Source organism: Streptomyces sp. ML-6, from assembly GCF_030116705.1.
In the GTDB taxonomy this organism is placed as follows: domain Bacteria; phylum Actinomycetota; class Actinomycetes; order Streptomycetales; family Streptomycetaceae; genus Streptomyces.
The window spans coordinates 2,572,957-2,599,023 of sequence record NZ_JAOTIK010000001.1 but is presented as its reverse complement, the minus strand read 5'-3'; the positions used below and the strand labels follow the sequence as shown (position 1 = coordinate 2,599,023).

At 73.1% G+C, this 26,067-nt stretch carries 21 protein-coding genes and 2 tRNA genes; 8 read left to right on the top strand and 15 right to left on the bottom strand.

The annotated features are described in order from the left end of the window. Positions 1 to 15: 15 nt before the first annotated feature. Positions 16 to 810, top strand: a complete 795-nt coding sequence (locus OCT49_RS11200) for a maleate cis-trans isomerase family protein (RefSeq protein ID WP_283855752.1) — start codon at positions 16 to 18, stop codon at positions 808 to 810. A gap of 193 nt (positions 811 to 1,003) precedes the next feature. Then, entirely contained in the window at positions 1,004 to 2,104 is a 1,101-nt protein-coding gene (locus tag OCT49_RS11195) for an LLM class flavin-dependent oxidoreductase (RefSeq protein ID WP_283851741.1), read from the top strand. Positions 2,105 to 2,168: 64 nt separating this feature from the next. On the opposite strand, the gene OCT49_RS11190 is transcribed toward OCT49_RS11195, so the two are convergent. Then, the gene (locus OCT49_RS11190; protein WP_283851740.1) at positions 2,169 to 4,061 is read right to left on the bottom strand and encodes a putative bifunctional diguanylate cyclase/phosphodiesterase; all 1,893 of its coding nucleotides are present in this window, start codon (positions 4,059 to 4,061) and stop codon (positions 2,169 to 2,171) included. A gap of 383 nt (positions 4,062 to 4,444) precedes the next feature. On the opposite strand from OCT49_RS11190, the gene OCT49_RS11185 reads away from it, so the two are divergent. Next, the gene (locus OCT49_RS11185) at positions 4,445 to 5,686 is read left to right on the top strand and encodes a M6 family metalloprotease domain-containing protein (RefSeq protein WP_283851739.1); all 1,242 of its coding nucleotides are present in this window, start codon (positions 4,445 to 4,447) and stop codon (positions 5,684 to 5,686) included. An 88-nt stretch (positions 5,687 to 5,774) separates the two neighbouring features. Here OCT49_RS11185 and OCT49_RS11180 read toward each other — a convergent pair. The 8 genes from OCT49_RS11180 to OCT49_RS11145 all read right to left on the bottom strand — a co-directional run bounded on the left by OCT49_RS11180 (position 5,775) and on the right by OCT49_RS11145 (position 12,931). Then, a tRNA-Lys gene (locus OCT49_RS11180) sits at positions 5,775 to 5,848 on the bottom strand. Continuing rightward, the gene (locus OCT49_RS11175; protein ID WP_283851738.1) at positions 5,839 to 6,594 is read right to left on the bottom strand and encodes a hypothetical protein; all 756 of its coding nucleotides are present in this window, start codon (positions 6,592 to 6,594) and stop codon (positions 5,839 to 5,841) included. Before OCT49_RS11175 ends, OCT49_RS11180 begins: the two co-directional genes overlap by 10 nt. A gap of 130 nt (positions 6,595 to 6,724) precedes the next feature. Then, positions 6,725 to 7,066: a DUF8844 domain-containing protein gene (locus OCT49_RS11170; RefSeq protein WP_283851737.1), complete on the bottom strand. Its 342-nt coding sequence runs from the start codon at positions 7,064 to 7,066 to the stop codon at positions 6,725 to 6,727. Between the two features lie 125 nt (positions 7,067 to 7,191). Further along, entirely contained in the window at positions 7,192 to 7,806 is a 615-nt protein-coding gene (locus tag OCT49_RS11165) for a CatB-related O-acetyltransferase (RefSeq protein ID WP_283855751.1), read from the bottom strand. 128 nt (positions 7,807 to 7,934) lie between these two features. After that, complete coding sequence (locus OCT49_RS11160) at positions 7,935 to 9,269, bottom strand: AAA domain-containing protein (protein ID WP_283851736.1); 1,335 nt, start codon at positions 9,267 to 9,269, stop codon at positions 7,935 to 7,937. Next, positions 9,266 to 10,876, bottom strand: coding sequence for a hypothetical protein (locus tag OCT49_RS11155; RefSeq protein WP_283851735.1), 1,611 nt, complete (start codon positions 10,874 to 10,876; stop codon positions 9,266 to 9,268). The genes OCT49_RS11160 and OCT49_RS11155 overlap by 4 nt, the downstream gene beginning before the upstream one ends. Further along, positions 10,867 to 11,964 (bottom strand): hypothetical protein, encoded by a 1,098-nt coding sequence (locus tag OCT49_RS11150; protein WP_283851734.1) that lies wholly within the window; start codon positions 11,962 to 11,964, stop codon positions 10,867 to 10,869. The genes OCT49_RS11155 and OCT49_RS11150 overlap by 10 nt, the downstream gene beginning before the upstream one ends. Further along, positions 11,939 to 12,931, bottom strand: a complete 993-nt coding sequence (locus tag OCT49_RS11145; RefSeq protein ID WP_283851733.1) for a phosphatase PAP2 family protein — start codon at positions 12,929 to 12,931, stop codon at positions 11,939 to 11,941. The genes OCT49_RS11150 and OCT49_RS11145 overlap by 26 nt, the downstream gene beginning before the upstream one ends. A 242-nt stretch (positions 12,932 to 13,173) precedes the next feature. On the opposite strand from OCT49_RS11145, the gene OCT49_RS11140 reads away from it, so the two are divergent. Beyond that, entirely contained in the window at positions 13,174 to 13,770 is a 597-nt protein-coding gene (locus tag OCT49_RS11140) for a histidine phosphatase family protein (RefSeq protein ID WP_283851732.1), read from the top strand. 76 nt (positions 13,771 to 13,846) lie between these two features. Here OCT49_RS11140 and OCT49_RS11135 read toward each other — a convergent pair whose 3' ends face one another. Further along, positions 13,847 to 15,211 carry an NsdA family TPR-like regulatory protein gene (locus tag OCT49_RS11135; protein ID WP_283851731.1) on the bottom strand — a complete coding sequence of 455 codons (1,365 nt, stop codon included), beginning with the start codon at positions 15,209 to 15,211 and terminating at the stop codon, positions 13,847 to 13,849. A gap of 254 nt (positions 15,212 to 15,465) precedes the next feature. Between OCT49_RS11135 and OCT49_RS11130 the strand changes: the two genes are divergently transcribed. Both OCT49_RS11130 and OCT49_RS11125 read left to right on the top strand, forming a co-directional pair. Next, a complete protein-coding gene (locus OCT49_RS11130) occupies positions 15,466 to 15,909 on the top strand; it encodes a hypothetical protein (protein WP_283851730.1) in 444 nt (147 codons plus the stop codon). Positions 15,910 to 16,129: 220 nt separating this feature from the next. Beyond that, complete coding sequence (locus OCT49_RS11125; protein WP_283851729.1) at positions 16,130 to 17,164, top strand: spermidine synthase; 1,035 nt, start codon at positions 16,130 to 16,132, stop codon at positions 17,162 to 17,164. A gap of 22 nt (positions 17,165 to 17,186) precedes the next feature. Here OCT49_RS11125 and leuA read toward each other — a convergent pair whose 3' ends face one another. Continuing rightward, on the bottom strand, positions 17,187 to 18,974 hold the full coding sequence (gene leuA / locus OCT49_RS11120; protein WP_283851728.1) for a 2-isopropylmalate synthase: 1,788 nt from the start codon (positions 18,972 to 18,974) through the stop codon (positions 17,187 to 17,189). A 174-nt stretch (positions 18,975 to 19,148) separates the two neighbouring features. Here leuA and OCT49_RS11115 point away from each other — a divergent pair, with 174 nt between their 5' ends. Next, on the top strand, positions 19,149 to 19,841 hold the full coding sequence (locus OCT49_RS11115; protein ID WP_283851727.1) for a FadR/GntR family transcriptional regulator: 693 nt from the start codon (positions 19,149 to 19,151) through the stop codon (positions 19,839 to 19,841). A gap of 75 nt (positions 19,842 to 19,916) precedes the next feature. Here OCT49_RS11115 and OCT49_RS11110 read toward each other — a convergent pair. The 3 genes from OCT49_RS11110 to OCT49_RS11100 all read right to left on the bottom strand — a co-directional run bounded on the left by OCT49_RS11110 (position 19,917) and on the right by OCT49_RS11100 (position 21,963). Beyond that, positions 19,917 to 19,989, bottom strand: a tRNA-His gene (locus OCT49_RS11110). A 126-nt stretch (positions 19,990 to 20,115) separates the two neighbouring features. Next, positions 20,116 to 20,718: an oligoribonuclease gene (gene orn, locus OCT49_RS11105; protein WP_283851726.1), complete on the bottom strand. Its 603-nt coding sequence runs from the start codon at positions 20,716 to 20,718 to the stop codon at positions 20,116 to 20,118. Positions 20,719 to 20,727: 9 nt separating this feature from the next. Continuing rightward, complete coding sequence (locus OCT49_RS11100; protein ID WP_283851725.1) at positions 20,728 to 21,963, bottom strand: helix-turn-helix domain-containing protein; 1,236 nt, start codon at positions 21,961 to 21,963, stop codon at positions 20,728 to 20,730. A gap of 1,000 nt (positions 21,964 to 22,963) precedes the next feature. Here OCT49_RS11100 and OCT49_RS11095 point away from each other — a divergent pair. Further along, complete coding sequence (locus tag OCT49_RS11095) at positions 22,964 to 23,485, top strand: universal stress protein (RefSeq protein WP_148835546.1); 522 nt, start codon at positions 22,964 to 22,966, stop codon at positions 23,483 to 23,485. A gap of 656 nt (positions 23,486 to 24,141) precedes the next feature. Here OCT49_RS11095 and glmS read toward each other — a convergent pair. Further along, the gene (glmS, locus tag OCT49_RS11090; protein ID WP_283851724.1) at positions 24,142 to 25,971 is read right to left on the bottom strand and encodes a glutamine--fructose-6-phosphate transaminase (isomerizing); all 1,830 of its coding nucleotides are present in this window, start codon (positions 25,969 to 25,971) and stop codon (positions 24,142 to 24,144) included. Positions 25,972 to 26,067: the final 96 nt, after the last annotated feature.

The following is a 26,067-nucleotide window of genomic DNA, read 5'->3' as shown; positions in this document are numbered from 1 at the left end:
GCGGGAAGCGTGGACATGACGACTGTCGGCTTTCTCTACCCCGGACGTTCCGCGGTGGACGACTTCCCGCGGATGGAGATCCTGCTCGACGCGGTCCGGCTCGTCGTGTACCGCACCGATGTCGACGAGGATTCCTACGGGGTCGACGCGCTGGTGCGGACCGGGGCGCCCGAGCGCCTGGCCGCCGGGGTGGAGGAGCTCCAGCGCTCCGGTGTCGAGGCCGTCGTGTGGGCGAGCGCGGGCGGCAGCTTCCTGTACGGCTGGGAGGGCGCCCACGAGCAGACCGCGACCCTGGCCAGGGCGGTGGGCGTGCCCGCCTCCAGCACCTCGCTCGGCTTCGCCCACGCGGTACGGGAGCTGGGCGCCGACCGGGTCGCCGTCGCCTCCACCTACCCCGAGCACATCACCGCCCTGCTGCTCGACTTCCTCCGCGCCGCGGGCGTCGGGGTGGCCGCCGCCGACTCCGCCGGTCTCGGCTCGGCCGCCGAGGCCGCGGCCTGGGGCCCGGACCGGGTGCGGGAGTTCGCCGTCGCCGCCGACCGGCCGGAGGCGGACGCGGTGCTGCTGCCCGACACGGCGCTGCACACCGCCGGTCACGAGGTGGAGCTGGAGGAGGCCCTCGGCAAGCCGGTCCTCACCGGGAACCAGGTGACGGTCCGGGAGGGGCTGCGGCTGGCGGGCCGGCGCGCCTGGTCCCCGAGGCTGGGCAGGCTCTTCGCCCGCCGGGAGGCGCCTCCGGCCCCGGTGGCGACCTGGGGCGAGGGCCGCGCTTGGGCGCACAGCGGGAAGCGCGGACACCGGGAGAGGTGACCGGTCCGCACGGAACACGTGGCCCGACGGGCGCGCGGCCCCGGATTCACGTTCCGTACGGCCTCCAGTCCCGCCCGGCCCCGCCGGTTCCGGATCGGGTTCCCCTTGCGCGGGAATAAGCGGAGACTCCCTCCTGTTCTGTTCTCCCGGACGTACGAGCAAGGCGCGGACGCATCACCGGAGAGGCCAGGACGTGGACGAGATTCGAGGCGACGAAATCCGTGGCAGGACGGCGGGAACGGCCCCGGTGCCGCTCTCCGTACTCGACCTGGTGACCGTGGGGCAGGGCCGCACCGCCACCCAGGCGCTGCGCACCTCCGTGGACATCGCGCAGCTCGCCGAGCGCCGGGGCTTCCACCGCTACTGGGTCGCCGAGCACCACTCCATGCCCGGCGTCGCCTCCTCCTCGCCCGCCGTGATCCTGGCCCACCTCGCCGCCCGCACCGAGCGCATCCGGCTCGGCTCCGGCGGGGTGATGCTGCCCAACCACGCGCCGCTCGTCATCGCCGAGCAGTTCGGCACCCTGGAGGCCATGGCCCCGGGCCGCATCGACCTCGGCCTCGGCCGGGCCCCCGGCACCGACGGGGCCACCGCCGCCGCGCTGCGCCGCAGCGACCGGCTGAACGAGGGGGCGGACGACTTTCCGCAGCAGCTCGCGGAGCTGACCAGGTTTCTGGACGACGACTTCCCCGACGGCCACCCCTACGCCCGTATCCACGCGGTCCCCGGCCCGGTCCAGGGCACGGCCGACGGCGGCGTGCAGTCCACGGCCCGGCCGCCGGTCTGGCTGCTCGGCTCCTCCGGCTTCAGCGCCCGGCTGGCCGGGGCGCTCGGCCTGCCCTTCGCCTTCGCCCACCACTTCTCGGCGCGGAACACAGTGCCCGCCCTCGACCTGTACCGGGAGTCGTTCCGCCCGTCCGCGGTGCTCGACACCCCGTACGCCCTGATCGGTGTCGCGGCCCTGGCCGCCGACGACGAGCGCGAGGCCCGCCGCCAGGTGCTCACCGGGGCCCTGTCCATGGTCCGCCTGCGCACCGGTCGCCCCGGCCTGGTCCCGACGCCCGAGGAGGCGGAGGCGTACGCCTTCAGCCCGATGGAGCGCGAGTTCGTCGACGGCTGGCTCGCCGACATCGTCCACGGCACCCCGGACGAGGTCCGCACCGGTCTCGACGCCCTGGCCAAGCGCACCGGCGCCGACGAACTGATGATCACCGCCAACGCCCACGGCGGGGAGGCCCGGCTGCGCAGCTACGAACTGATCGCCGACGCGTACGGACTGCCCACGGCCGTCTGACCCACGGTGGCCTGACCCACGGTGGCCCGGGTCGCGCCCAGAGCCTGAATCCCGGGATCCCGGGTCAGGCGGGCAGTTTTCCGCTGCCGATCAGCTCGGCGATCCGCTCCGGGGCCACCGCGCGCGAGTACAGCCAGCCCTGCCCGGTGTCGCAGCCGATCCTGCGCAGCCGTTCCGCCTGCCCGGCCGTCTCCACGCACTCCGCGGTGACGGTCAGGCCCAGGCGGTGCGCCAGCTGCACCATCGCCTCGACGATCGTCTCGTCGGCCGGACTCGGATGGGCGCCGTCGTCGTAGCGGAAGCCGCGGACGAACGAGCCGTCCAGCTTCAGCACGGAGACCGGGAGCCGGCTCAGATAGGCGAGGTTCGAGTAGCCGGTGCCGAAGTCGTCGATGGCGATGCGCACCCCCATGGCGCTGAGCGACTGGAGGGCCTGGAGCGGCCGGCCCGCCGAACCCATCACCGCGGACTCGGTCAGCTCCAGTTGCAGCAGTGCCGGATCGAGGCCGGTCTCGGCGAGGATCTCCGCGACATCGGTGACCAGGTCGGAGTCCCAGACCTGGCGCACGGCGACATTGACGCTGATGAACAACGGCGGCTCGGCCGGATGGTCGAGCTGCCAGCGCCGGGCCTGGCGGCAGGCGGACCGGAGCACCCACCGGCCGAGCTGGACGATCGAGCCGTCCTCCTCGGCGATCGCGACGAACCGATTCGGCGAGAGCATGCCGAACTGCGGGTGGTTCCAGCGCACCAGCGCCTCCACCCCGTGCACCACCCCGTCGGCCATGCCGACCAACGGCTGGTACTCGATGGTGAACTCGCCGCGCTCCACGGCGGGCCGCAGGTTCGAGGAGAGCGTCTGCCGGGTCATCCGGTGGGCGTTGCGCTCCGGGTCGAAGACCGTCCAGCGGGCCTTGCCGTCCGCCTTCGCCCAGTACAGCGTGGTGTCGGCGGCCTGCATCAGCCCGGTGGCCGAGGTCCCGGCCACCGGGCGTTCCACCACCCCGATCGACGCGGACACGGAGAGCCGCTGCCCGGCCAGGTCGAAGGGCTGCTGGAGCGCGAGGAGCACCGCGCGGGCCAGGTCGGTGAGCTGCTGCGTACCGGTGGAGTCCTCGACCAGGATCGCGAACTCGTCGCCGCCCAGCCGGGCCACGAGGTGCGAGCCGGGGCGGCGCGGGCCCTCCTGCTCCGCGCAGTCGGTGAGCCGCGCGGCGACGGCGGCGAGCAGCCGGTCGCCGACCCGGTGGCCCATCGTGTCGTTGACGGCCTTGAAGCCGTCCAGGTCCAGGTAGCAGACCCCGACCCGGCCGCTCCCGGATTCGGTGCCGTCGTCCTGGTGGGAGGGGTTCTCCAGGACGGCGGTGAGCCGCTCGAAGAACAGCGTCCGGTTGGGCAGCCGGGTCACCGGATCGTGCATCTGGAGGTGGCGCAGTCGTTTCTGCAGCTCGCGCCGGTCGCTGATGTCCGAGACGGAGAGCAGCACCTGCCCGGCCCCCCGCGTGCCGCCCGCGCCCGTGTCCGTACCTGTCCCGTGCTCCGGGCCCGGCATCGGTACGACGGTGACCTCGGCCCACAGCGAGCGGCCGTCGGGGTGCTTGAGCTGGTGGGTGCGGCGGAACCGGGAGCGCCGTCCGTGCAGCACCTCGCGGTACGCGTGCCAGGTGCGGCCGTCCGCCGCCAGGTCGAGCAGATCGGCCGCGGACTGGTGGGCCAGCGCCGTGGCGGGGCGGCCGAGGAGGTTGCCGAGGGCGTCGTTGGCGGTGACGACCAGGCCCTCGCGGTCGACCACCGCCATCGGGAGCGAGGCGGCCCGGAACGCCGCCCGGTAGCCGTGCGGCTCGGAGTCGCAGCCCCCGACGGGGGGCCACGGCCGGTCACGTTCCGTGGTCGACGGCCCCGCGGAACAGGGGGGCGTGCCCGTCGGGGGCTGCGGCCCTTCGGACGTTCCGCTCACCGTTCGCTCCTGCCGTGCAGTTCGGTTTTGAACAGGTGTGGCCGGACTGGCCCGCCGCGCGGACCGCCTCGACCGCAGGCGGAAACCGCGTGGGAAAGCCTGGTGAAGCATAGAGGCAGGGGCCAGGGCCGTTCCAGCGCCCCGACCCTTCCACGCCTCGCGTACGCCTCGCATGGGTCATTCGCGCGCCGATCTGATTTGCCCACAAGTGATTGTTTTTGAGTGTTTCTGCTTCCATGCAATGCCTTGATGATTGGTTGTGACTGTCCGTGAAGATCGGGGGTCCGGTCGGTCGCTGACTCGACTGGGGCAGCACAACAGGACGAAAGTCCTGAATCATCACAGGGTGGGGGCGTGATCGCATCTCGCACCCGGAGGTAGACGTGCCGCGTCAGCGCAGAACCGGGGGAGCGGAGAGGCCGAGTCTGCGCGGTGTGGGCGCGGCCCTGACCTCTCTTCTGGCGCTCGCCGCCACCTCCCTCGTCGCCGGACCTGCCGCGGCCGCCACCGGCGAGGCGGGCCCGTGCGCCCTGCCGCGCACCGAGGCGCACCACTCGCTCGGCGTGAGCGACTGGAACGACGCCTACCCCCGCCCCGACCGCCCCCTCGACGCGGTCATGATCTTCCTGTCCTTCCCGGACCACCGCCCCGCCGTCACCCCCGGCGAACTCGCCGCCGACCACTTCCCCGCCACCACCCAGTTCTTCCGGCGCGCCTCGTACGGGAAGTTCACCCTGCGCCCGCACCCGCTGCGGCAGTGGATCCGGATGCCCGAGACGTCCGACCACTACGGCATACGGCGCGACTGGGACAACGGCCGGCGCGGCGCCTATCTGCGCGACGCGGTGGCCGCGGCCGATCCGCAGGTCGACTTCTCCCGGTACGCCGTCGTCTACCTGGTCGCCGATCCGGACGCCCCGGGCGTCGACTCCGACGCCACCAAGGTCGTCAACTTCGACGAGCCGCTGCACGCCGACGGCACGGACATCCGGCGCGTCGTCACCGTCTTCGAGCGGCACCCGCCGGACCGCAACGTGCTGGCGCACGAGACCGGCCACGTCTTCGACCTGCCCGACCTCTACCACCGGCCGGCCGACGGCAAGGGCGACTGGGACACCCACGTCGGCGACTGGGACGTGATGGGCAGCCAGTTCGGACTCGCGCCGGATCTCTTCGGCTGGCACAAGTGGAAGCTGGGCTGGCTGGACCGCAGGCAGGTGGTCTGCGTCCAGAGCAGCCGGGACATCACCCTGGAACCGATGGCGGCCGTGCCCGCCCCGGGCGTCTCCCTCGGCACCCGGCTCGCGGTGATCAGGACCGGCGAGGACAGCGCTGTCGCCGTTGAGGCGCGCAGCTCCACCGGGAACGACAGCACGACCTGCACCGAGGGCGTCCTGCTCTACCGGGTGCACAGCAAGACCCCGTCCGGCGGCGGTCCGGTCGAGGTCATCGACACCCACCCCGAAACCGGCGGCTGCGGGGACCGGTCGGTCTACGCCCCGCTCGCGGACGCCCCGCTGCGGGTCGGCGAGGCGTACAGCGTCCCCGGCGGGCACACCAGGGTCGAGGTCGCGGACCGGACCCCGTCGGGCGCCTGGACCGTCCGGATCACCACCGGCGTGTAGCGCCCTTCGCGGCGTTCCTCCGCTTTCCCGCAGTTCTCCCGCGCATGAAAAAGCCCCCTCGCTTCCGCGAGGGGGCTTCTCCCGTCTGTGCGCCGCCAGGGACTCGAACCCCGGACCCGCTGATTAAGAGTCAGCTGCTCTAACCAACTGAGCTAGCGGCGCCTGCTGACGTCGTAGACCTTAGCACTCTGATCGGCGGGAGGAAAAATCGGTTCCCGGGCCGTCGCGGAGGGCGTCGACCTGGTCACCCGCACACAGGCCCAGAGCAGTACGTCGGGCCCGGGCAGCCAGGGGGTACGGGTGTCGGGGGCGACCACCCAGCGGGGGTCGGAAGCGGCGGGTGCGCAGGTCAGGGGTGGAACGGTGACCGCGTCCCCGGTGCCGTGGCAGAGCAGTGGCGGAACCTTTCCGTCGCTGCCGTCACCGTCCCCGTCGATGCCTCCCGGGGCCTCGGCGCCCTCGTCGTCCCACGGCTGCGGGGCCATGGCCGCCCGCGGCCCGGGGCCGCCGCCCCACTCCTCCCAGTCGAGCAGCGACGGCAGCCGCTGGGCGGTGCCGGGGGAGGCGAACAGCAGCATCCGGCCGCGGTGCGTGGCGACGGGGCCGGACCCCGGACCGTCGGACCACAGGTGCTCCAGCATCCGGCGCCCGAAGAGGGTGGGCACGTTCACCACGTCGAAGGCCGATCCGCACGGCAGCACCCCGGGCGAGGAGGGGCGGGCCTCCCACTGGGCCAGCGTGCTGCGCGGATAGGCGGCGGCACCGGCGAGCCAGGCGGCCCCGGCCGCCGTGACCTGGGACGTCTGATGCACCGGGCTCCGGTGGTGCGGGGCGGGCAGGACGCCGACGTCGTGGTGCGGGGTCTCGCCGGGACGGAGGATGGTGTCGTCTGGCAGCCATGCGGTCATGCGCCCATGTCTACCGGGAGTGATCAAGTTGATTCCGAGAGTTGCCGGAAATCGGGACAGGGCGGGGTGGCAAGGAGTATCTTGCGCGCGGGCATATGCCAGAGGTCGTAACCGGGGGCGTCGTACGCCGTCAGGAGAGCGTCCGGCCCAGCAGGCCCCGGCCGAACTCGACCATCTTCCTGGCGTAGTCCTCGGTCCACTCCGCGCGCTCCGCGATGTCCGCCGTCGTCAGCCGGTCGAACCGGCGCGGATCGGCGAGCCGGGCGGCGGCGATCGCCTGGAACTCGACCGCGCGGTCGGTCGCGGCCCGGAACGCCAGGGTCAGCTCGGTGGCGCGGGACAGCAGCTCCTTCGGGTCGTCCATCGACTCCAGGTCGAAGAAGTGCTCGGGATCGGCGACGGCCGCCGACGGCTCGAAGAGCAGGGGCGCCGGACGCATCCGCTGCCGTTCGTTCCGCTCGGGCTGTGGCATGTGGTGTTCCCTCCTCGGATGGGCCGGACGGCCACCCTCCATTGTCCAACGTCCCGCAAGTGGGCCCGGATCCCGGCCGCCACGCCCCCGGCCGGACCGCCGTTCGTACGGCCCTCCCGGCCGGGTCACCGGTGGGGGAGCGCGGACGCCGCTTTCTCCAGCTCGTCGACGCTGCCGGACATGATGGCGCGGACGTGCTCGGTGATGTGCTCGACGGGCCAGTCCCACCAGGCGACGGCGAGGAGCCGGGCGACGGTCTCCTCGTCGTGACGGATGCGGATCAGGCGGGCGGGGTTGCCGCCGACGATGCCGTAGTCGGGCACGTCGGAGGTGACGACGGAACCGGCGGCGATGATCGCGCCGTGCCCGATGCGCACGCCCGGCATCACCGTGGAGCCGTAACCGAACCAGACGTCGTTGCCGACGACGGTGTCGCCCCGGTTCGGCAGCCCGGTCAGCAGGTCGAAGTGCTCGCTCCAGGAACCGCCCATGGAGGGGAACGGGAAGGTGGACGGGCCGTCCATCCGGTGGTTGGCCCCGTTCATGATGAACCGCACACCGGTGGCCAGCGCGCAGTACTTCCCGATGACGAGCCTCTCCGGGCCGTAGTGGTACAGCACGTTGCGGGTCTCGAACGCGGTCGGGTCGTCCGGGTCGTCGTAGTACGAGAAGTCCCCGACCTCGATCAGCTCGGACTTCACCAGGGGCTTCAGCAGCACCACCCGAGGCTGTCCGGCCATCGGGTGCAGGACGGTCGGGTCGGCGGGGACGGCGGGGACGGCGGGTTCGGGCACGGGGTGATTCCTTGTCGTTCGTCGGTCGGCGGCCATCGTTTGTTGGTCGTTGGTCGTCAGTCGTCGGGCCCGGGTCAGGGACGCCAGGTCACCCGGCGCTCCGCCAGATGCGCCAGCACCGCGTGGTTCGCCTCCCAGCCGTCCGGGAACTTCACCGTGACGCCCAACTGCACCGGCTCCGTGGACGGGTGCTCGTCCAGCAGTTCCGTGACGCCCGCCCGGCACACCACGACGCAGGCGTGCCGGTGGCGCGAGGCCAGTACGCAGAGCCGGCCCGTCTCCAGGTGGAAGGCAGTGGCGTCGGGGCGGCCGGACAGCGGGTGCAGGACCACCGTCACGTCGAACTCGCGGCCCTGGAGCCGGTTCGCCGTGTCCACCGCGACGCCGCTCACGCCCAGCTCCGCGAGCGCCGCCCGGACCGCCGCCGCCTGGTCGCGATGGGCGGTGCCGACCGCGATCCGGTCCGCCGTCACCGGCACCGGGTCCGGCGAGCGCTCGCTGGTCGCCGCGCCGCCCCGGTCCAGGAGCCGGCGGACCACCAGCGCCACCGCCCGCACCGCCTCCGGATCGGTGCGCGGCGTGTGCCTGGCCGGGAGTTCGAGCAGTCCCCAGCCGGACTCCGCGGCCTCGTCCAGCACCCGGTCCGGGGCCGAGCCGTCCGACGCGACGCCGAACGACAGCCGCCGGTCGCCGTGGCCCGTCCCGCTGCGGAACGGGGTGTACGGGTAGAACGCGTCCGAGACCAGCGGGGCGGCGGACGCCGGTAGCCGCCAGGACACCGGCAGCCGGTGCTGCGGCAGTTGGGGATTGTGCGCGAGCAGGGTGGAGACCGCGCTCGCGGACGGGTCGTACGACAGCCCCGCCCACTGGTCCGCGCCCACGATCGAGAACGGGTCCAACTGCCCCGGGTCGCCGACGAACAACGCCCGCTCGAAGAGCCCCGCCACGGCCAGCAGCGCGTCCGAACGCATCTGGTACGCCTCGTCGACGATCGCGTGCCCCCACGGCTCCACGTTCTTCACGTGCGCCCACTTGGCGGCCGTCGAGATGACGACGTCCAGCCCGGCCAGATCGGCCGCCTTCGCCGACTTCCGTACGTTGGCCAGGCCGTCCAGCACCTTGTCGTACGGGTCGGAGTCGTTGCTGTGCAGCCGGCCCACCGGCAGCCCCGGGTCCTTCTCCGCCAGCCGCACCACCAGGTCGTCGACCTGGGCGTTGGTCTGCGCGACCACCATCAACGGATGCCCCGCAGCCGCGAGTTCGAGCGCGGCGCGCACCACGAGCGTCGACTTGCCCGCGCCCGGCGGGGAGTCCACCACGATGCCGCGCGACGTACCGCCGAGGGTGTCGGCGAGGATCGCGTCGGTCGCCTGCGCGGCCCGCGCGCCCGGGTCGAAAACGTCCGTCACAGCAGGTCCTCCGCGGTCACCGGGTCGGGATGCTCGGCGTGCCCGGCCGCCGCGCCCGGCGGACCGCCGTGCGTCCAGGGCGTCTCCTCCGGGTCCGGCAGCTTCGGGCCGCCGCGCTGGTCGTGCTCGAACAGGGTCCAGGCGATCCGGTCGCCCGGCTCGGGCACCGAACCCGGGGCGGGCTCCTTGCTCCGGCCCATCCGGTCGAGGACCCGCAGCACCAGCGACGGCGCGCCCCCGTCCTCCGGTTCGGCGTACGCCACGAACTCGGCGGTCTGCGGCCTGCCGTCCAGCGAGCGGTACACCTTGGTGCGCTCGCCCAGATGCGGACGCTCGTCCGTGCGCACCGTGACCAGGGGGCGCGGGGAGGGGCGCCTGGACTCGCTGTACGCCATCACCACCTCCGTCACCTCGCCCACGAACGCCTCCCCGGCCAGCCGTCGGCCGGCCAGCACCAGCGGATCGTCCAACGCCTCCTGGGCCTCCAGCTGGGCCTGCGCCGTCTCACGCGAGGCCAGTTTCTGTGCCGCCGTCACCGCGTCGTCCCGGCGCGGCTGCGGCGGCTCGCCGGAGCGCACCCGGTCCCGGTGACCGGTGAACGACCAGCGGTCCCTGGTCCAGCGGTCCTCGACCCGGGCCCCCTCGGGCAGCCCCCGCAGCAGGTCGAGCCCCCGCCACACCGCGTCCCACGCCGGCCGCATCACCCCGGCCAGCAACGCCCTGATCTCCCGCTCGGCGGCGGTCACCCCGGCGAGCAGGGCATCGGCCGCGAGACCGTCCTCGGCCGCCGCGAGCGCGGTGCGGGCCCGGTCGTACCGCTCGATGGCGGGCGCCAGCAGCCGGTTGTCGAACGCCGGGTCCGTGGCCGGACCGGCCGGCGGGCACCACAACTGGCCCTCCTCGTCCCGCTCCCGCTCCGCACGCAGCGCCGCCGACGCCCCCGAGCCGCCCGCCGGGACGTCGATCCAGGCGAGCAGCGCGCCCAGGTGCTGGTCCTCCAGGCTGCTCTGCCCGGTCGCCCAGTGCCGGTTCAGCAGATCCGTCGCGGCGAGCAGCAGGGAGGAGCCGGGCACCCGGGCCCGCTCCCCGTAATGCGTCAGCCAGCGGCCCAGCAGCGGTACGCGGGCGGGTGCGGGATACGGTGCGTCGGGGTCGTCCTCGGCCGTGCGCCGGAACCGCATGGAACGGCCCAGCAGCCGGACGAACTCCACGCCCGCCCGGCTCGGCACGATCAACTGCGGCGCGTCCGCGCACAGCTCGACCTCGACCTTGACCTTCTTCCCGGTCGCCGGATCGGTCTCGTTGCGCTCGGCCGGCTCGACGACGTCCTCGTACGCCTCGAGGTGCGGCAGCACCGCCTCGGCCAGCTCGGCGAGGAACGCGAACCGCAGGTCCCGGTCGCGCGGCTGCGGGACCGCCAGCAGCCGGGGGGCCTCCCGGTCCGTCCCGACGAGCGCGCCCAGCGGGGCACCGGCCTCACCGGCCGTGGTCAGCGGGACCAGGACGAGCGGCCGGTCGGTCAGATGCCGGTGCCGGACCGTCGTCAACGGCTGCGCCCGGCCGCTCTCCACGGCCTCCATCCGGGCCAGGGTGCTGATCAGCGACATGCCGCACCGCCCTCCAGCGCCTCGGCGCGCAACGCCGCCGCCCGTCGCAGGGCCGCGACCGTCGGGTCCGCCGGATCGCCCTCCTTGCCCGCGGCGGCGGCCAGCACCTCGCCCACCGTGGTCAGCCCGCCCAGCTCGCCGCGCACGCTCCGCCCCAACGCCTCCACCGCACCGGCCTCCTTGGCCCGCTCCCGGCAGTGGAAGGCCAGCTCGCAGGCGGCCAGGCACTCCGGGGCGTACGCCGCGTCGACCGATGCGACCGCGGCGTCCAACTGCTGTCGGGGGCACCCCGGATCGAAGGTGGTGCCCTCGGGCAGGGCCGCCGCGATGTCCTCCAGCCGGGTCAGCCGGGTCAGCTGACGCCGGGTGACCGCACGCTGCTTGCGCACGTCGACGACCGAGGCGGTGGGCAGGTTGGAGAAGTCCTTCGGGCAGACCAGCAGCACCCGGTGACCGACCCGGGCTCCCTCGGTCAGCTCCGCGATCCGCTCCAGCGCCAGGACGTAGACGGCGGACTGCCGGGCCGCGGCGCCGACCTTGGCCGCGTCGGCGGAACCGTCGAGCATGGGGAAGGACTTGATCTCGATGACCGTCCAGGTGCCGTCCGGATGCACCGCCACCGCGTCCGGCTCCAGATAGGCGGGGGAACCCGCCACGTCCAGGGCCAGCATCGGGTGGTCCAGCAGCGCCCAGCCGCCCGCCCCGGTCGCCTCGCGCAGGGCCAGGGCGGTACGCGCGGCGCGGCCCTCGGGACCGGCCGCCGTCAGATCGGGCACCAGGACCTCGCGCGGCTCCCCGGCGCCGCCGCCCAGCCGTTCGTACAGCAGTCGCATCAGCTCCGCGCCGCCGTCGCCCTTGACCTTGGCCTCGAAGGCGTTGCCCCGGACGAGGGCGAACTGCGACTGGCCGAAGGGCGCCGGTGAGCCGAGCGCCTCGGCCAGCGCGCCCTTGTCCACCCCGGCACCGTCCAGCAGGGCGCGGCGCCGGCACCCGGGATTGGCGGCGAGGGCGGCCAGCGCGCGGGCGTCCAGCGGGCGCGGGGCCACATCGGGGCCCCGCAGCTCAGCGAGCCGCCGCCGGAGCGTCACCGCCCCCCGCTCCCGCTCCGGCGGGGGCGGCGGAGGCGGCCCGGGACGCACGAGCGGCCGGGGGGTCTGCGTCGGCCGGTGACGCGGCGTCGGTGGAGTCTGCGGAGGAGGTCCGCTGGCCGGGGATTCGCTCACCCGCCGAAGTGTTGCATCCGACACTGACAATCGGGGACTTGGCCGGCGGGGCGATCTGCGGGAACCGGGTTCCGACCCGGTCCTTGACCCGGTCCGCGAGCCGCATCACGGGCCGGGCGAGCAGGGCCCCGACGCCCATCACGGCGGCGCCCGCGACCGCGTCGAGCAGGTAGTGGTTGGCCGTGCCCATCACCACGAACGTGGTGATCAGGGGGTAGGCGATGCCCAGGGCCCGCAGGTACGGGTTCCGGCAGTGGCGCCACATCAGGATCCCGCACCAGAGCGACCAGCCGACGTGCAGGCTCGGCATCGCCGCGTACTGGTTGGTCATCCCGCCCATGCCGCGCGGGGCGCTCGCCTCGGTGCCCCACCAGCCGTACGAGCTGTACTGCGCCATGGTGTCGACGAAGCCGTGCTTCGCCTCCAGCAGCCGGGGCGGGCAGGTCGGCATCAGCGTGAAGCCGATCAGGCCGAGCATCGTGGAGGTCATCAGCCAGGTGCGGGCCCTGCGGTACACCTCCTGCCGGCGGCGGAACAGCCAGACCAGGACGATCGGGGTGACCAGGTAGTGCAGGGACGCGTACGCGAAGTCGGAGGGTATGCCTATGGAGGGGTGGGCGGTGAGCAGCCGGTTGAGCGGGTGCTCGGCGTTGAGGTGGAAGGCCTTCTCCAGGCGCAGGATGGCCAGGCCGTTGTCGATGGCCGTGGACACGTCGCCGCGGGCCACCAGCCGACCCCCCGAATAGGCCGCGTACACCAGGACCAGCAGCGACAGCTCGGTCCACCATCGGGGCCGCGGGCGCGCCTCGGGCGCGGTGCTGGCATGCTGCATCCGGAAGCTCTCCATCATGTGTTCATGCGACCGACGGCGGGCGTTCAACCGTACGGTGCGAGTCGGTCGCGACTCCTCCGGGGTCCCGGCGGGGTCTCGTGCGCACGGATTTCTCCGCGTCCCGTGGGACGCCGGTTCGGCCCCGGAGGTTGCCTCACGATCACGTGAGCGATGATGGGAGAACCGGACGATCATTCTGTCGTGATCCCCGGCCCAAGATCTCGGTTTCAGGGAGAGCCGTCATGGCACCGCGTATCCTGCTCGCCCGGCACGGCCAGACGGAGTGGTCCGTCCGGGGCAACCACACCGGCAGGACGGACATCCCGCTCCTCGACACCGGGCGGGCCGGCGCCAAGCTCCTCGGCGAGCGGCTGCATCGCCGCCCATGGGCGGAGATCCCGGACCTGGAGGTCCGCACCAGCCCGCTGCTGCGGGCCGGCGAGACCTGTGCCCTCGCCGGGTTCGGGGACCGGGCCGAGCCGTGGGACGCGCTGCTGGAGTGGGACTACGGGGCGTACGAGGGGATGACCCCGGCCGAGATCAAGGCGATCCGGCCCGACTGGTTCATCTGGCGCGACGGCGTCCCGCAGGGCGAGACCCTGGCCGAGCTGTCCGCCCGCGCCGACGAGATCGTCGAGTGGGCCCGGTCCGCCGACCGCGACGTGCTGGTCTTCGCGCACGGGCACATCCTGCGGGCACTGGGCGCCCGGTGGCTCGGCGAGGACGTGTCGTTCGCGGCCCGCATCAGACTCGACCCGACGTCCCTGTCGGTACTGGGATGGGCGTACGGGGCCCCCGCGATGGAACGCTGGAACGACACGGGCCACCTGGAGCGGTGACCCACCCGGGCCGCCGGACCCGGGGCGTGGGCGTAGGCGTCATCACCGTGGTGCGCCGCTCACTTTGACGTGCCGCTCACTTCGGCGTACCGCTCGGCGTGTCGCTCACTTCGGCGTACCGCTCCAGGAACTCCCGTACCTCCGGGGTGCCCCGCTGCGGCCTCAGCGCCGTCACCGACCCGGCCAGCATCGCCCGGATGCGGGTCGACCGGACGCGGTCCAGCAGGTCGAGCACCCGGTGTCCCTCCGCCGCCGCCTCCGCGGCCCGGCCCGCGCGGCCCAGGTCCCAGGTCAGCTCGGCCCGGTACAGCGCCAGGTTCCGGGTGAAGTGCGGGTCCTGGAGCCGCACCGCACGCCGCGCGTGGTGGGCGGCCCGCGACCACTCGCCCAGCACCGACCAGCACTGCGCCTCCAGGAACTCCAGCTCCGCCTCCCGGAAGAAGCTCATCCACTCCGGGTCGGCGTCGGACCGGCCGCGCCCGAACGCGGTGTGCGCCCGGCCGATCGCCCGCTCGCAGCCGGTGCGGTCCCCGAGCCCCGCCCGGCCCCCGGCCTCCCGCAGCGCGAGCAGCGCCAGCAGCCGGGGCGAACCCAGGGGCCGCGCCGCCCGCTGCCCGGCCTCCGCCGCGCCGACCGACTCCCGGGGGCGTCCGGTGTCCCGGGCCAGGAACGAGGCGTTGCAGAACGCGTGCGCCTCCAGCGCCGCGTCGCCCGCGACCCGGGCCGTGGCCAGCGCCTCCGCGTAGTGCGAGCGGGCGTCCTCGAAGCGGCCCGAGTCATGGGCCAGCCAGCCCACCGAGATGGCCAGTTCGCCCGCCCCGGCGTGCAGCCGGCCGGCCGTGGAGCGCTTGGCGGCGACGCCGGAGTCGAGCAGCGCGTACGCGATCCGCAGCGGGTGCGAGGCCTTGCGGTACAGGCCGTCGGCGCCGTGCCGGTCGTCGAGCAGCCGGATCTGCCGTACCGCCTTCTCGACGGCGCTCACCTCGGCCTCACCCACCCGGCGCGGGGCGGGGCGGGCGGCAGCGGCGGCGGCGGAAGTGCCGCCGATGCCGAGGGTCGCGGTCGCCATCGTGGCGGTGCCGCTCGTCATGAACACGCGACGCAGCACGTCGCTCTCCTCGTCGGTGTCGCGGTGGGGCGCGGTGGGCGGTGGGGTGTCGACGGTGGCCCGCGCCCCCCTGCCGCGTACGGTCTCACGCGACGAGAAGCCCAGGTCCGCCAGGGTCGTGCCGGGGAACATGTGCAGGAAGACCCGCTCGTACGCGTAGTTGGGGCAGCGGATCTCCCCGGACTCCACGCGTCCGATGTACCGGGCGTCGCACGCCACCTGTTCGCCGATCTCACGGGCGGCCCTGCGTACCGCGGCGGCGAACTCCCCGGCGGAGCGCTGTCCGCGCAGCCGTCGGAAGGCGAGGTTGGGAACTGCCCCTGTCGACACCATGGACCGGAACCTCTCTTCTGCACCCGGGGTTCCCGCTTCCGGTGTCCCGGCGGATGTCCCGGCGGAGCAAGAACGTACCCGCTGTGACAAGGCCCACATGGAGCGTTTGCCTTCAAACCGGGCATCTCGCCCGTGATTTGCCATGAACTGCCACCCTTTGCGGCGGCGTGGCACCGTAGCCCTTGACGCAGTCGGCGCGTTGGTCCCTGCGGAGACGGAACCCGGCTCCGCCCGGCGATGAGAGGAGAGGTCCCTTGTTGCATCTCGGCACGGAGACCGACGCACGGACGAATGCGACGACCCCGGCCGCGACGGGTGCCCCGGCACCCGCGTCCACGGAGGACCACGGGGCCGCCCCCTGCGACCTGGTGACCGTCCCGGCCCGCCAGGGACTGGAGGCCGTGGACATCCTGCGCCGGGACACCGAGCAGGACATCGGCCCGGTCCTGCACGACGGCGCCTGCGACACCCTCGGCTTCCTCGTGCCACCGGGCACCGCCGAGGCGTGGGACGTACCCGGCAGCGCCTGTACCCGGACCGCCGGCCGCGGGCTGCGCATCCCCGCCGAGCCGCCGGTCACCGGGAGCGGCTGGCTGCTGCCGCCGGAGGACGACGCCCCGGTCACCGATCCCGCCGTGCTGCGGGCCGCCCTCGACCAGGCCGCCCGGCTCATCGAGGCCGCCGACAACTGCTGCTGACCGCCCGAGGGTCCTCCCGGGTCCGCGCCGCGGGCCGGGGCGTCCCCCGCCGGACCCGATCCCGGGTGGTCCGCCCCTCGCCGCACCGGGGCCGGGGCGTACACCGCCGGACCAGCTCCGGCCCGGTCCGCGCCCATAATGGCCGGGTGGGCGGGTTTCCCCGGCCTGGCCGGTCGCGTACCGGTCCGGAGCGAAGAGCAGTGAGCGGGCGCGAGCAGCAGTGGCACGTCGAGGAGCGTCGAGCGGGGGTGCGGGCGGTCGCGGGCGCCCGGACCGCAGGGCCGACGGCAGGGCCGACGGCAGGGCCGAACGCGGTGCGGGACGCGCCGGGCGCCGGGCGGAGCCCCTCGCCGAACCGGTGGACGGCGGCCTCGCCGAGCTGGTGCCCGACCGGGAGCGCCCGCGCGCCTGGACGCTGACGCTGGACGGTGCTCCGCAGTCCCACGTGGACCTCGACGACCCCACCTTCCTGTCCTTCGAGTACCAGCGCCGCATCGGGCACATCGCCGACCTCGTCGCCCCCGCCGGGCAGCCGCTGCACGTGGTGCACCTGGGCGGCGGCGCCTTCACCCTGGCCCGCTACATCGCCGCGACCCGGCCCCGCTCCACCCAGCAGATCGTCGAGGTGGACGCCGCGCTCGTCGGCTTCGTCCGCCGGGAACTGCCGCTGGACCCGCAGGCCAGGATCAGGGTCCGGGCCACCGACGCCCGCGCCGGGCTCGGGAAGGTCCAGGACGACTGGGCGGACCTCGTCATCGCCGACGTCTTCAGCGGCGCCCGCACCCCCGCCCACCTCACCAGCATCGAGTTCCTCACCGAGGTCCGGCGGGTGCTGAAGCCCGGCGGGAGCTACGTGGCCAATCTGGCGGACGGGCCGCCGCTGGCCCATCTGCGCGGCCAGATCGCCACCGCGGCCGCGGTCTTCCCCGAGCTGGCGCTCGCCGCCGACCCGACCGTGTGGCGCGGCCGGCGCTTCGGCAACGCGGTGCTGCTCGCCTCGGACCTGCCGCCGAAGGTCGCCGAACTGACCCGCCGGGTCGCGACCGACCCGCACCCGGGCCGCGTCGAGCACGGGCGGGCGCTCGCCGACTTCACCGGCGGCGCGGCAGAGGTGCACGACGCGACTGCGACCCCGTCCCCGGCCCCGCCGCCGTCGGCCTTCCGGCAGGACGGCGGAACACCGGGACGGGGGCGACCGGGCCGGGGACAACCGGGTCCTCCGCCCCGGCCGGGGCGGAGAACCCCGCACGGCTGAGCAGCCCGGTCGCCCCGCCCGGCTAAGCGGTACGGCTGCGAGCCTCTCCCGCCCGGTTCACCGCCGACAGCACCGCCAGGACCGACGCCGTGAGGGCGGACGTCTCCCGCCCGGCCCCCCAGCACTCCACCCCGTCGACCCGGCACCGCGCGTACGCCATCGCCGGACTGCCCGGCCCCGGGTCCGTCGCGTGCTCGGTGAAGTCGAGGACGTCCACCTCGATGCCCGCGGCGGCCAGTGCGTGGATGAACGCCGTCACCGGTCCGTTGCCCGTGCCCTCGTAGTCGCCCTCGCGTTCGTTCACCCGCAGCGTGCAGACGAAACGGTGCTCACCGGCCGGGTTCCGGTCCGTGGACCAGGACGTCAGGGCCACGGAACCGTCCCGCCCGGGAAGCAGGTACGTCGCGTCGAACAGCTCCCACAGCTCCTTCGGCGTGGCCTCCAGACCGCTGTCGTCGGTCACGGCCTGCACCGTACGGGAGAAGTCCGCCCGCAGCGGGACCGGCAGGTCCACCCCGTGGTGGGCCCGCAGCAGATGGGCGATGCCGCCCTTCCCCGACTGGCTGTTGACCCGGATGACCGCCTCGTACGTGCGCCCCACGTCCGCCGGGTCGATCGGCAGGTAGGGCACCGCCCACAGCTCGGAACCGGTGCGTTCGTGATGGGCGAGGCCCTTGCTGATCGCGTCCTGGTGCGTACCGGAGAACGCCGTGAACACGAGGTCGCCGCCGTACGGATGACGGGGCGGCACCGGCAGCCGGTTGCAGTGCTCGACCGTGCGGCGGATCTCGTCGATGTCGGAGAAGTCGATCATCGGGTCCACGCCCTGGGCGTGCAGGTTGAGGGCCAGATTGACCAGGTCCACGTTGCCGGTGCGCTCCCCGTTGCCGAACAGGCAGCCCTCCACCCGCTGCGCGCCCGCCAGCAGGGCGAGTTCGGCGCACGCGGTGCCGGTGCCGCGGTCGTTGTGCGGGTGGACGGAGAGGATCACCGAGTCCCGGCGGGCCAGATGGCGGTGCATGTACTCGATCTGGTCCGCGTACACGTTCGGCGTCGCGATCTCCACCGTGGCGGGCAGGTTGTGGATGACCGGCCGGTCCGGGGACGCGTCCCACAGCTCGGTGAGGCCGTTGCAGAGCTCCAGGACGAAGTCCGGTTCGGTGAGGACGAACACCTCGGGGGAGAACTCGAAACGGATGTCGGTCCCGGGCCGCTCCCGCGCCAGCCGGTCCATCAGCCGCGCGGCCTCCAGCACCGTGCCGCGCACCTCGGCCCGGTCGCGGCCGAGCACCAGGTCGCGCCAGACGGGGGCGGTCGGGATGTACAGATGGACGACCACGCGTTCCATCCCGTCGATGGACTCGAAGGTCCGCTCGATCAGGTCCTGCCTGGCCGCGGTGAAGACGACCGCGGTGACGTCGTCCGGCACCGCGTCGGTGCCGGCCAGGTGCCGGACGAAGTCGAAGTCCGTGCGGCTCGCGGACGGATAGCCGACCTCGATCTCCTTGAAGCCCATCGCCACGAGCAGGTCGAACATCCGGCGCTTGCGCGGCGTGTCCATGGGCTCGGCCAGCGCCTGGTTGCCGTCGCGCAGGTCCACGGGCACCCAGAGCGGGGCCCTCTCGATACGGGCCTGCGGCCAGGTGCGGCCGGTCAGCGGCACCTCGACGCGGTCGAAGGCCGGGCGGTAGCGGTGGGAGGGCATGGAGCCGGAGCGCTGCGGGTTCCAGCGGGGCGCGTCGGCGGGCACAGGGCCGCGCGGGGTGCGGATCGTGGGGAACGCGTGCATCGGTGACTGACGGTCGGACATGAGGACGGTCTCTTCTCGCATCGCCGGACGCGACCGGCACGGCACGGCACCCCGCGGCGGGGTGCCGGTCGCTTCAGGCCCCGCCGCGGCAGTCGAGAAGAAGGAGACCGTCGAGCGTCATGGCCGGTAGAGTAGCCAGACAACAAGTCCTCAGACAACCTGATAGGTGAACTCGTGTCCTCGCTCGGTCCGCTCCGCCCCAGCCCTCTGGTCGAACAGGCCGCGAACCATCTGCGCCGGAAGATCACCGAGGGGCACTGGCCGGTCGGCACGAAGATCCCCGGCGAGACCACCCTGGCCGGGACGCTGGGCGTGGGCCGCTCCACGGTCCGCGAGGCGGTGCGCACCCTGGCCGCGCTCGGGCTGCTCCGGTCCCGGCAGGGCTCGGGTGTCTACGTCATCGCCGACCGGGTCGCGGAGGACTGGCCGGCCCGGCTGCGCCGCGCCGCGGTCACCGACGTCTACGAGGTGCGCACGCTGATGGAGGTGCAGGCCGCCCGGCTCGCCGCCCGCCGCCGCACGGACGAGGACCTGATCGCCCTCGGCGCGGCGCTCGCCGCCCGGCGCGCGGCCGGGACCGGGACGGACGCGGAGTTCGTCGACGCGGACATCGCCCTGCACCGCGCCGTGGTGGTCGCGGCCCACAACCCCGTACTCACCGATCTCTTCGGCGAGTTCGTCCCCGTGCTGCGGGAGGGCCTCGTCAGCCTGGTGGAACTGCTCGGCCTGCGCCGCGAGGACCCGTGCCACGGCGACGCCGCCCATGCCGAACTGGTGCGGGCGGTGGTGGCGGGGGACGCGGAATCGGCGGGCCGGGCCGCGCAGTCCGAACTCGAATCCACCCTGGCCCGGCTCCGGGAGGCGTGAGCCGCGGGTGGCCCGGAAACGGGCGACCCGAACACGGGAAGGGCCCCGGTCATCGACCGGGGCCCTTCCCATCAGGGTGAGTAACGGGACTCGAACCCGCGACATCCTGGACCACAACCAGGTGCTCTACCATCTGAGCTATACCCACCATGCCCGGTCTTTTTCCGACCGGCCGAGAAAAAGTGTACAGGGTCCGAGAGGGTGCTCGCGCCCCAGTTGTTCAGCCGCCGGTCCCACCCCCCGAAAGGGCTATGACCAGCGGCTTCACGAGGACCTACGGTGCGGGTGGTGCGACCCGGGCCGCGATGGCCCTGGCGCGCTCCGAGTCCGGGCCGGGCTGCGGCACGAAGACCGCCTCGCGGTAGTACCGCAGCTCCGTGATGGAGTCGCGGATGTCCGCGAGCGCCCGGTGGTTGCCGTTCTTGGCCGGGCTGTTGAAGTACGCCCTCGGGTACCAGCGGCGCGCCAGCTCCTTGATGGAGGAGACGTCGACGATCCGGTAGTGGAGGTAGCTCTCCAGGGCCGACATGTCCCGCGCCAGGAAACCGCGGTCGGTGGAGACCGAGTTTCCGCAGAGCGGGGCCTTGCCGGGTTCCTTCACGTGCTCGCGGACGTAGTTCAGCACCTGGGCCTCGGCGTCGGCCAGGGTGGTGCCGCCGGCCAGCTCGTCGAGGAGACCCGAGGCGGTGTGCATCTGCCGCACCACCTCGGGCATGGTCTCCAGGGCCGCGTCCGGCGGGCGGATCACGATGTCCACCCCTTCGCCGAGCACGTTCAGCTCCGAGTCGGTGACCAGCGCGGCCACCTCGATGAGTGCGTCTTCCGCCAGCGAGAGCCCGGTCATCTCGCAGTCGATCCACACCATGCGGTCGTTCATGGCCCCACCCTACGGGGCACTCCGTTGCCCCGGCAGGGCCGGGCGTCCGGCCGCGTACGCGTCGAGACCCGGCTTCCCGTGCTCCGGCTGCCCCGCGCCCGCCGCCGGTGCGACGACGGGGTGGGGCCCCGGCGGGGCGGCCGGAGCCGCCGCGCGCCGGACCGGCGAGCCGCCCTGCGCGGGCACGATCGGCTCGGACGCCGGGACGACGGGTTCCGCGCCACCGCCCTGCGGACGACGGGCCCGGTAGGCGGCCCGGTACGCGGCGGGGGAGGAGCCCAGCTGACGCCGGAAGTGTCCGCGCAGCGCGACCGGCGAACGGAAGCCGCAGCGGCCCGCCACCTCGTCGACCGAGTACTCGGACGTCTCCAGCAGCCGCTGCGCCTGCAGCACCCGCTGGGTGATGAGCCACTGGAGCGGTGCGCTGCCGGTGAGCGAACGGAACCTCCGGTCGAAGGTCCGCCTGCTCATGTAGGCGCGCGCGGCCAGTGTCTCCACGTCGAACTGCTCGTGGAGGTGCTCCAGTGCCCAGGCCACGACCTCGGCGAGCGGGTCGGAGCCGATCTCCTCGGGTAAAGACCTGTCGAGGTAGCGCTCCTGACCGCCACTGCGCCGCTGCGGCACGACGAGCCGGCGGGCCAGTGCCCCGGCGGCCTCCGTGCCGTGGTCCGTGCGGACTATGTGCAGGCAGAGATCGATGCCGGCCGCCGTCCCGGCGGAGGTGAGCACGTCGCCGTCGTCGACGAAGAGCTCGCGCGGGTCGACGTGCACCGACGGGTAGCGCTTGGCCAGCGTCGGTGCGTACATCCAGTGGGTGGTCGCCGGGCGGCCGTCCAGCAGGCCGGCGGCGGCGAGCACGAACGCGCCGGTGCACAGACCGACGATGCGGGCACCCTCCTCGTGGGCGCGGCGCAGCGCATCCAACGCCTCGGGGGGTGGCGGCGAGGTGATCGAGCGCCAGGCGGGCACCACGACGGTGCCGGCCCTGCTGATCGCCTCCAGCCCGTAGGGTGCGGTGAGTTCGAGTCCCCCGGTGGTCCGCAGCGGTCCCTCTTCCCCGCCGCAGACGAGGAGTCGGTAGCGCGGAACACCCGCGTCCTGGCGGTCGATTCCGAACACGGAGAGCGGGATGGAACTCTCGAAGATGGGGCCGCCGCTGAACAGCAGCACGGCGACGACTTCCCGTCGTCGACGGCCACTGAGCTTCCGTACAGCCTCCGTTGCGGCGGCGGAGTCCTGGCTCATGACGCTAAGCCCCCCTCGGTGTTCGCGTCTTCCTGGTCCTTACGGGCCTGTCGCTCCTGCACTTTTCCCCTCGGTCCTGCACGAGTCCCCAGTCTTCGGTACCCAAGATCGAATCTACTGCGTCCCGTGGCACCGTCGTGACAAGTTCACCAACCGGCGTTATGTCGACAAGGCAACTTGGCGGGAAGCATTCGATCACGAAGCGTTTCATTCGTGGGCCGCGCAGGGAAGTGCGCCTCGCGCTCATGGCCCGTCCCCGTTGGGTGGAAGCGTACCGCGCGGTCTCTTCCTGCCTGGTGGCAAGGGGGTTGATCGGCCAATTCGGCAAGGAATCGGAACAGGTGCGAAGTTGGCTGAAAATAGATGGTTGTGCATACGTGATTCAGTCATTGAACCGGCGCACAACCCGAATGAACAGGCGCTTCTTTGCGCCCCTTCGGCAGGTCGGACGGTTGATCGTACGGAACGGCGCGACGGCGAGCGGACGCGGTCGGTTCCCGCCCGGCGGGCCGATGTCGTTTCCCGACCGGGCGGTCCGTCGAGGGCGGGGCCGACGAGACCGAGGGGGCACGAGGTGGGCGGCGGGGCATGGGGGAACACGTATTCGGCCGCCGATGGCCACCGATGCCCGCCGATGGCCATCGGCGGCCGGGGCCGGTCCGGACGATCCGCCCCGCGTCCGGCCGGCCCCGCCCCGGGTGCGGGGGGCCGCGCCGCCGGGGAGAGGTGACGGAGACGGCTCCGCCCGGTCACGGAGGGGAGCCGTCCGGGTCCCTCGTCGTCGGTGTACGGCACAACCGGCGTTGCGATCCGGGGCCGCCTCGGGCATGCTCCGTGAAACGTCGCGCACGCTTTGCGCGGGTCTGGGCAGTGGAGGAGTGGAGCCGTACCCTTGGGGGTAAGGGGTTGGGAAGATGATTCCCGGACACCGCAACGCCGCCCGCTGACGCACCTTCCCCAAGTCGCTCTCCTCACGAGGACTCTCTTCGCCGAGACACCGATGGCCGGTCACGAAATCCCCGAACCCGCGGACCGCAAGCAGGTAGCCGATCCCATGTCGGACCCGCAGACGGTCGAAGAAACACGTCATTCCTGCGATCCCGCGTTCCGCCACGGGGTCGTGGTCGGCTTCGACGGTTCCACCTCCAGCGAGCGCGCCCTCGCGTATGCCATCGGGATGGCCAGGAGATCGGGGTCCGGACTGATCATCGTCCACGTCGCCAACCGACTGCCGACCACGGTCTGGGCGGGCTGCGAACCGCCCGTCTTCGTGGACGTGCCGGACCACCGCACCGAGGTCCTCGGCCTGGAGCTGGCCTGCGCCGACTACCTCTCCGAGGTGCCCTGGGTGCTCGTCGAGCGGGGCGGCGACATCTGCCACGAACTGGAGGAGGTCGGCCGCGAGTACTCGGCCGACGCCATCGTCGTCGGCTCCACGCACGGGGTCGTCGGCCGCATCTTCGGCTCGGTCGCCGGCCGCCTCGCCCGCCGCGCCCAGCGCCCGGTCGTGGTCATTCCCTGAGGGCAACGCACCGCCGGGCCGTGGCTGTTCCCCGCGTGTGGTGTTCCGGGGCCGAGTGACGTGGGTCGTGTGCTGAGTGCCGGGTGCCGCTCGGCGGCGGTCGTTCCTCGATCGTCCTGCCGTCCGGCCGCGGTCGTTCCGCGAGTATTCTTCCGTTCGGACGTGATCGCTCCCCGACCGTTCCCCGATCGCCCCGCCGCCCGGTCGGGAGCGCGAGCCGGGCGCCTTCCGCCCGGTTGCGAGCTTTCCTCGACCGTCCTCCGCCTGGTCGCAAGCGCTTCTTGAGCGCTTCGCCGTCCCTCCCGCGAACCGGTGGGCCGCGCCCGGTCCCGACGTGGCGTCAAATCGTCTGCGAAAACCGACAGTTCGTCGGGGTACGGAGGCTGATCGCGGCCTCGCGGCGGGCGGGCGGAGGATGCCGGGGAGCGGGATGCGGCATGCCGCGGCGTGCCCGCCGGGGGCCGCGGGACCGGTACGGGCGGTTCCGACCCCGTTGCCTTCGGCCATCTCTTTCCGGGAAGCGCGGCCGGGAGACGCCCTTCGCCCGACGGCGCGCCCGTGGCGTCCCGCCGCACCACTGTGCGGCGGGACGCCAGGTCCGGAACGGTCGGAGGCGGTCCGGAACGGTCGGGACCGGAGCCGGGGCGGTGCGGGTCCTACTCGACGGTGACGGACTTCGCCAGGTTGCGCGGCTTGTCGATGTCACGGCCCATGGCCAGCGCCGTGTGGTACGCGAAGAGCTGGAGCGGGATGCCCATCAGGATCGGGTCCAGCTCGTTCTCGTTCTTCGGCACGACGATGGTGTGGTCGGCCTTCTCCTGCACCTGGTGGGCCACGGCGAGGATGCGGCCGCTGCGGGCCTTGATCTCCTCCATCGCGGCGCGGTTCTTCTCCAGCAGGTCGTCGTCCGGCACGATCGCGACCGTCGGCATCGCGGGCTCGATCAGGGCGAGGGGCCCGTGCTTCAGCTCGGACGCCGGGTACGCCTCCGCGTGGATGTACGAGACCTCCTTGAGCTTCAGCGAGGCCTCGCGGGCGACGGGGTAGCCGCGCACCCGGCCGATGAACATCATCGACTTGGCGTCCGCGTACTCGGCCGCCAGCCGCTTGATCTCGTCCTCGTTCGCGAGGATCTCGCTGATCTGGGCGGGGAGCCTGCGCAGCCCCTCGATGATCCGCTTCCCGTCGGCGACCGACAGGTCCCGGATCCGGCCCAGGTGCAGGGCGAGCAGCGCGAACGCGACGACCGTGTTGGTGAAGCACTTGGTGGAGACGACGCAGACCTCGGGGCCGGCGTGGACGTACGTACCGCCGTCGGCCTCCCGGGCGATGGCGGAACCGACCACGTTGACCACGCCGAGCACCCGCGCGCCCTTGCGCTTGAGCTCCTGGACGGCGGCCAGCACGTCGTACGTCTCACCGGACTGGGAGACCGCGACGTACAGCGTGTCGGGGTCGACGACCGGGTTGCGGTAGCGGAACTCGGAGGCGGGCTCGGCGTCCGCGGGGATGCGGGCCAGCTCCTCGATCAGCTGCGCGCCGATCTGGCCCGCGTGGTACGAGGTGCCGCAGCCCAGGATCTTGATCCGGCGGACCCCGCGCGCCTCGCGGGCGTCCAGGTTGAGGCCGCCCAGGTGCACCGTGGCGAAACGGTCGTCGATCCGGCCGCGCAGCACCCGGTCGACGGCGTCGGCCTGCTCGGAGATCTCCTTGTGCATGTACGTGTCGTGGCCGCCCATGTCGTACGACTCGGCCTCCCACTCCACGGTGGTCGGCGTGGCCGTCGTGGACGAGCCCTCCGTGGTGTACGTACGGAAGTCGTCGGCCTTGAGGGTGGCCATCTCGCCGTCGTCCAGGGTGACGACCTGGCGGGTGTGGGCGACCAGCGCGGCGACGTCCGAGGCGACGAACATCTCCTTCTCGCCGATGCCGAGGACGACCGGGGAGCCGTTGCGGGCGACCACGATGCGGTCGTTGAAGTCGGCGTGCATGACGGCGATGCCGTACGTGCCCTCGACCGAGCGCAGCGCCTCGCGGACCTTCTCCTCCAGGGTGTCCGCCCCGGCGCGGGCGATCAGGTGGACCAGCACCTCGGTGTCGGTCTCGGAGAGGAAGACGACGCCGTCGGCGACGAGCTTCGCACGCAGCTCGGAGGCGTTGTCGATGATGCCGTTGTGGACGACGGCGACCTTGTTGTCGGCGTCCATGTGCGGGTGCGCGTTCTCGTCGCTCGGGGCGCCGTGGGTGGCCCAACGGGTGTGGGCGATACCGGTGGTGCCGGTGAAGCGCTTGGGAACGCGGGCCTCCAGCTCGCGGACCCGGCCCTTCGCCTTGACCATCTTCAGGGCGGCGGGCTTCCCGGCCGACGCCTTGCCGGTGATGACGAGTCCCGCGGAGTCGTAACCCCGGTACTCCAGTCGCTGCAGCCCTTCCAGCAGCAGCGGGGCCACGTCACGCTTCCCGATGTATCCGACGATTCCGCACATGGATTCTCTGCCCCTCCATCGATGTACCTGTGGTGCTCGCCGCCCGGTCGGGCCGGCTGGTCCGACCGGTCCGGCTGGTCCGGCCGGCCGTGGACG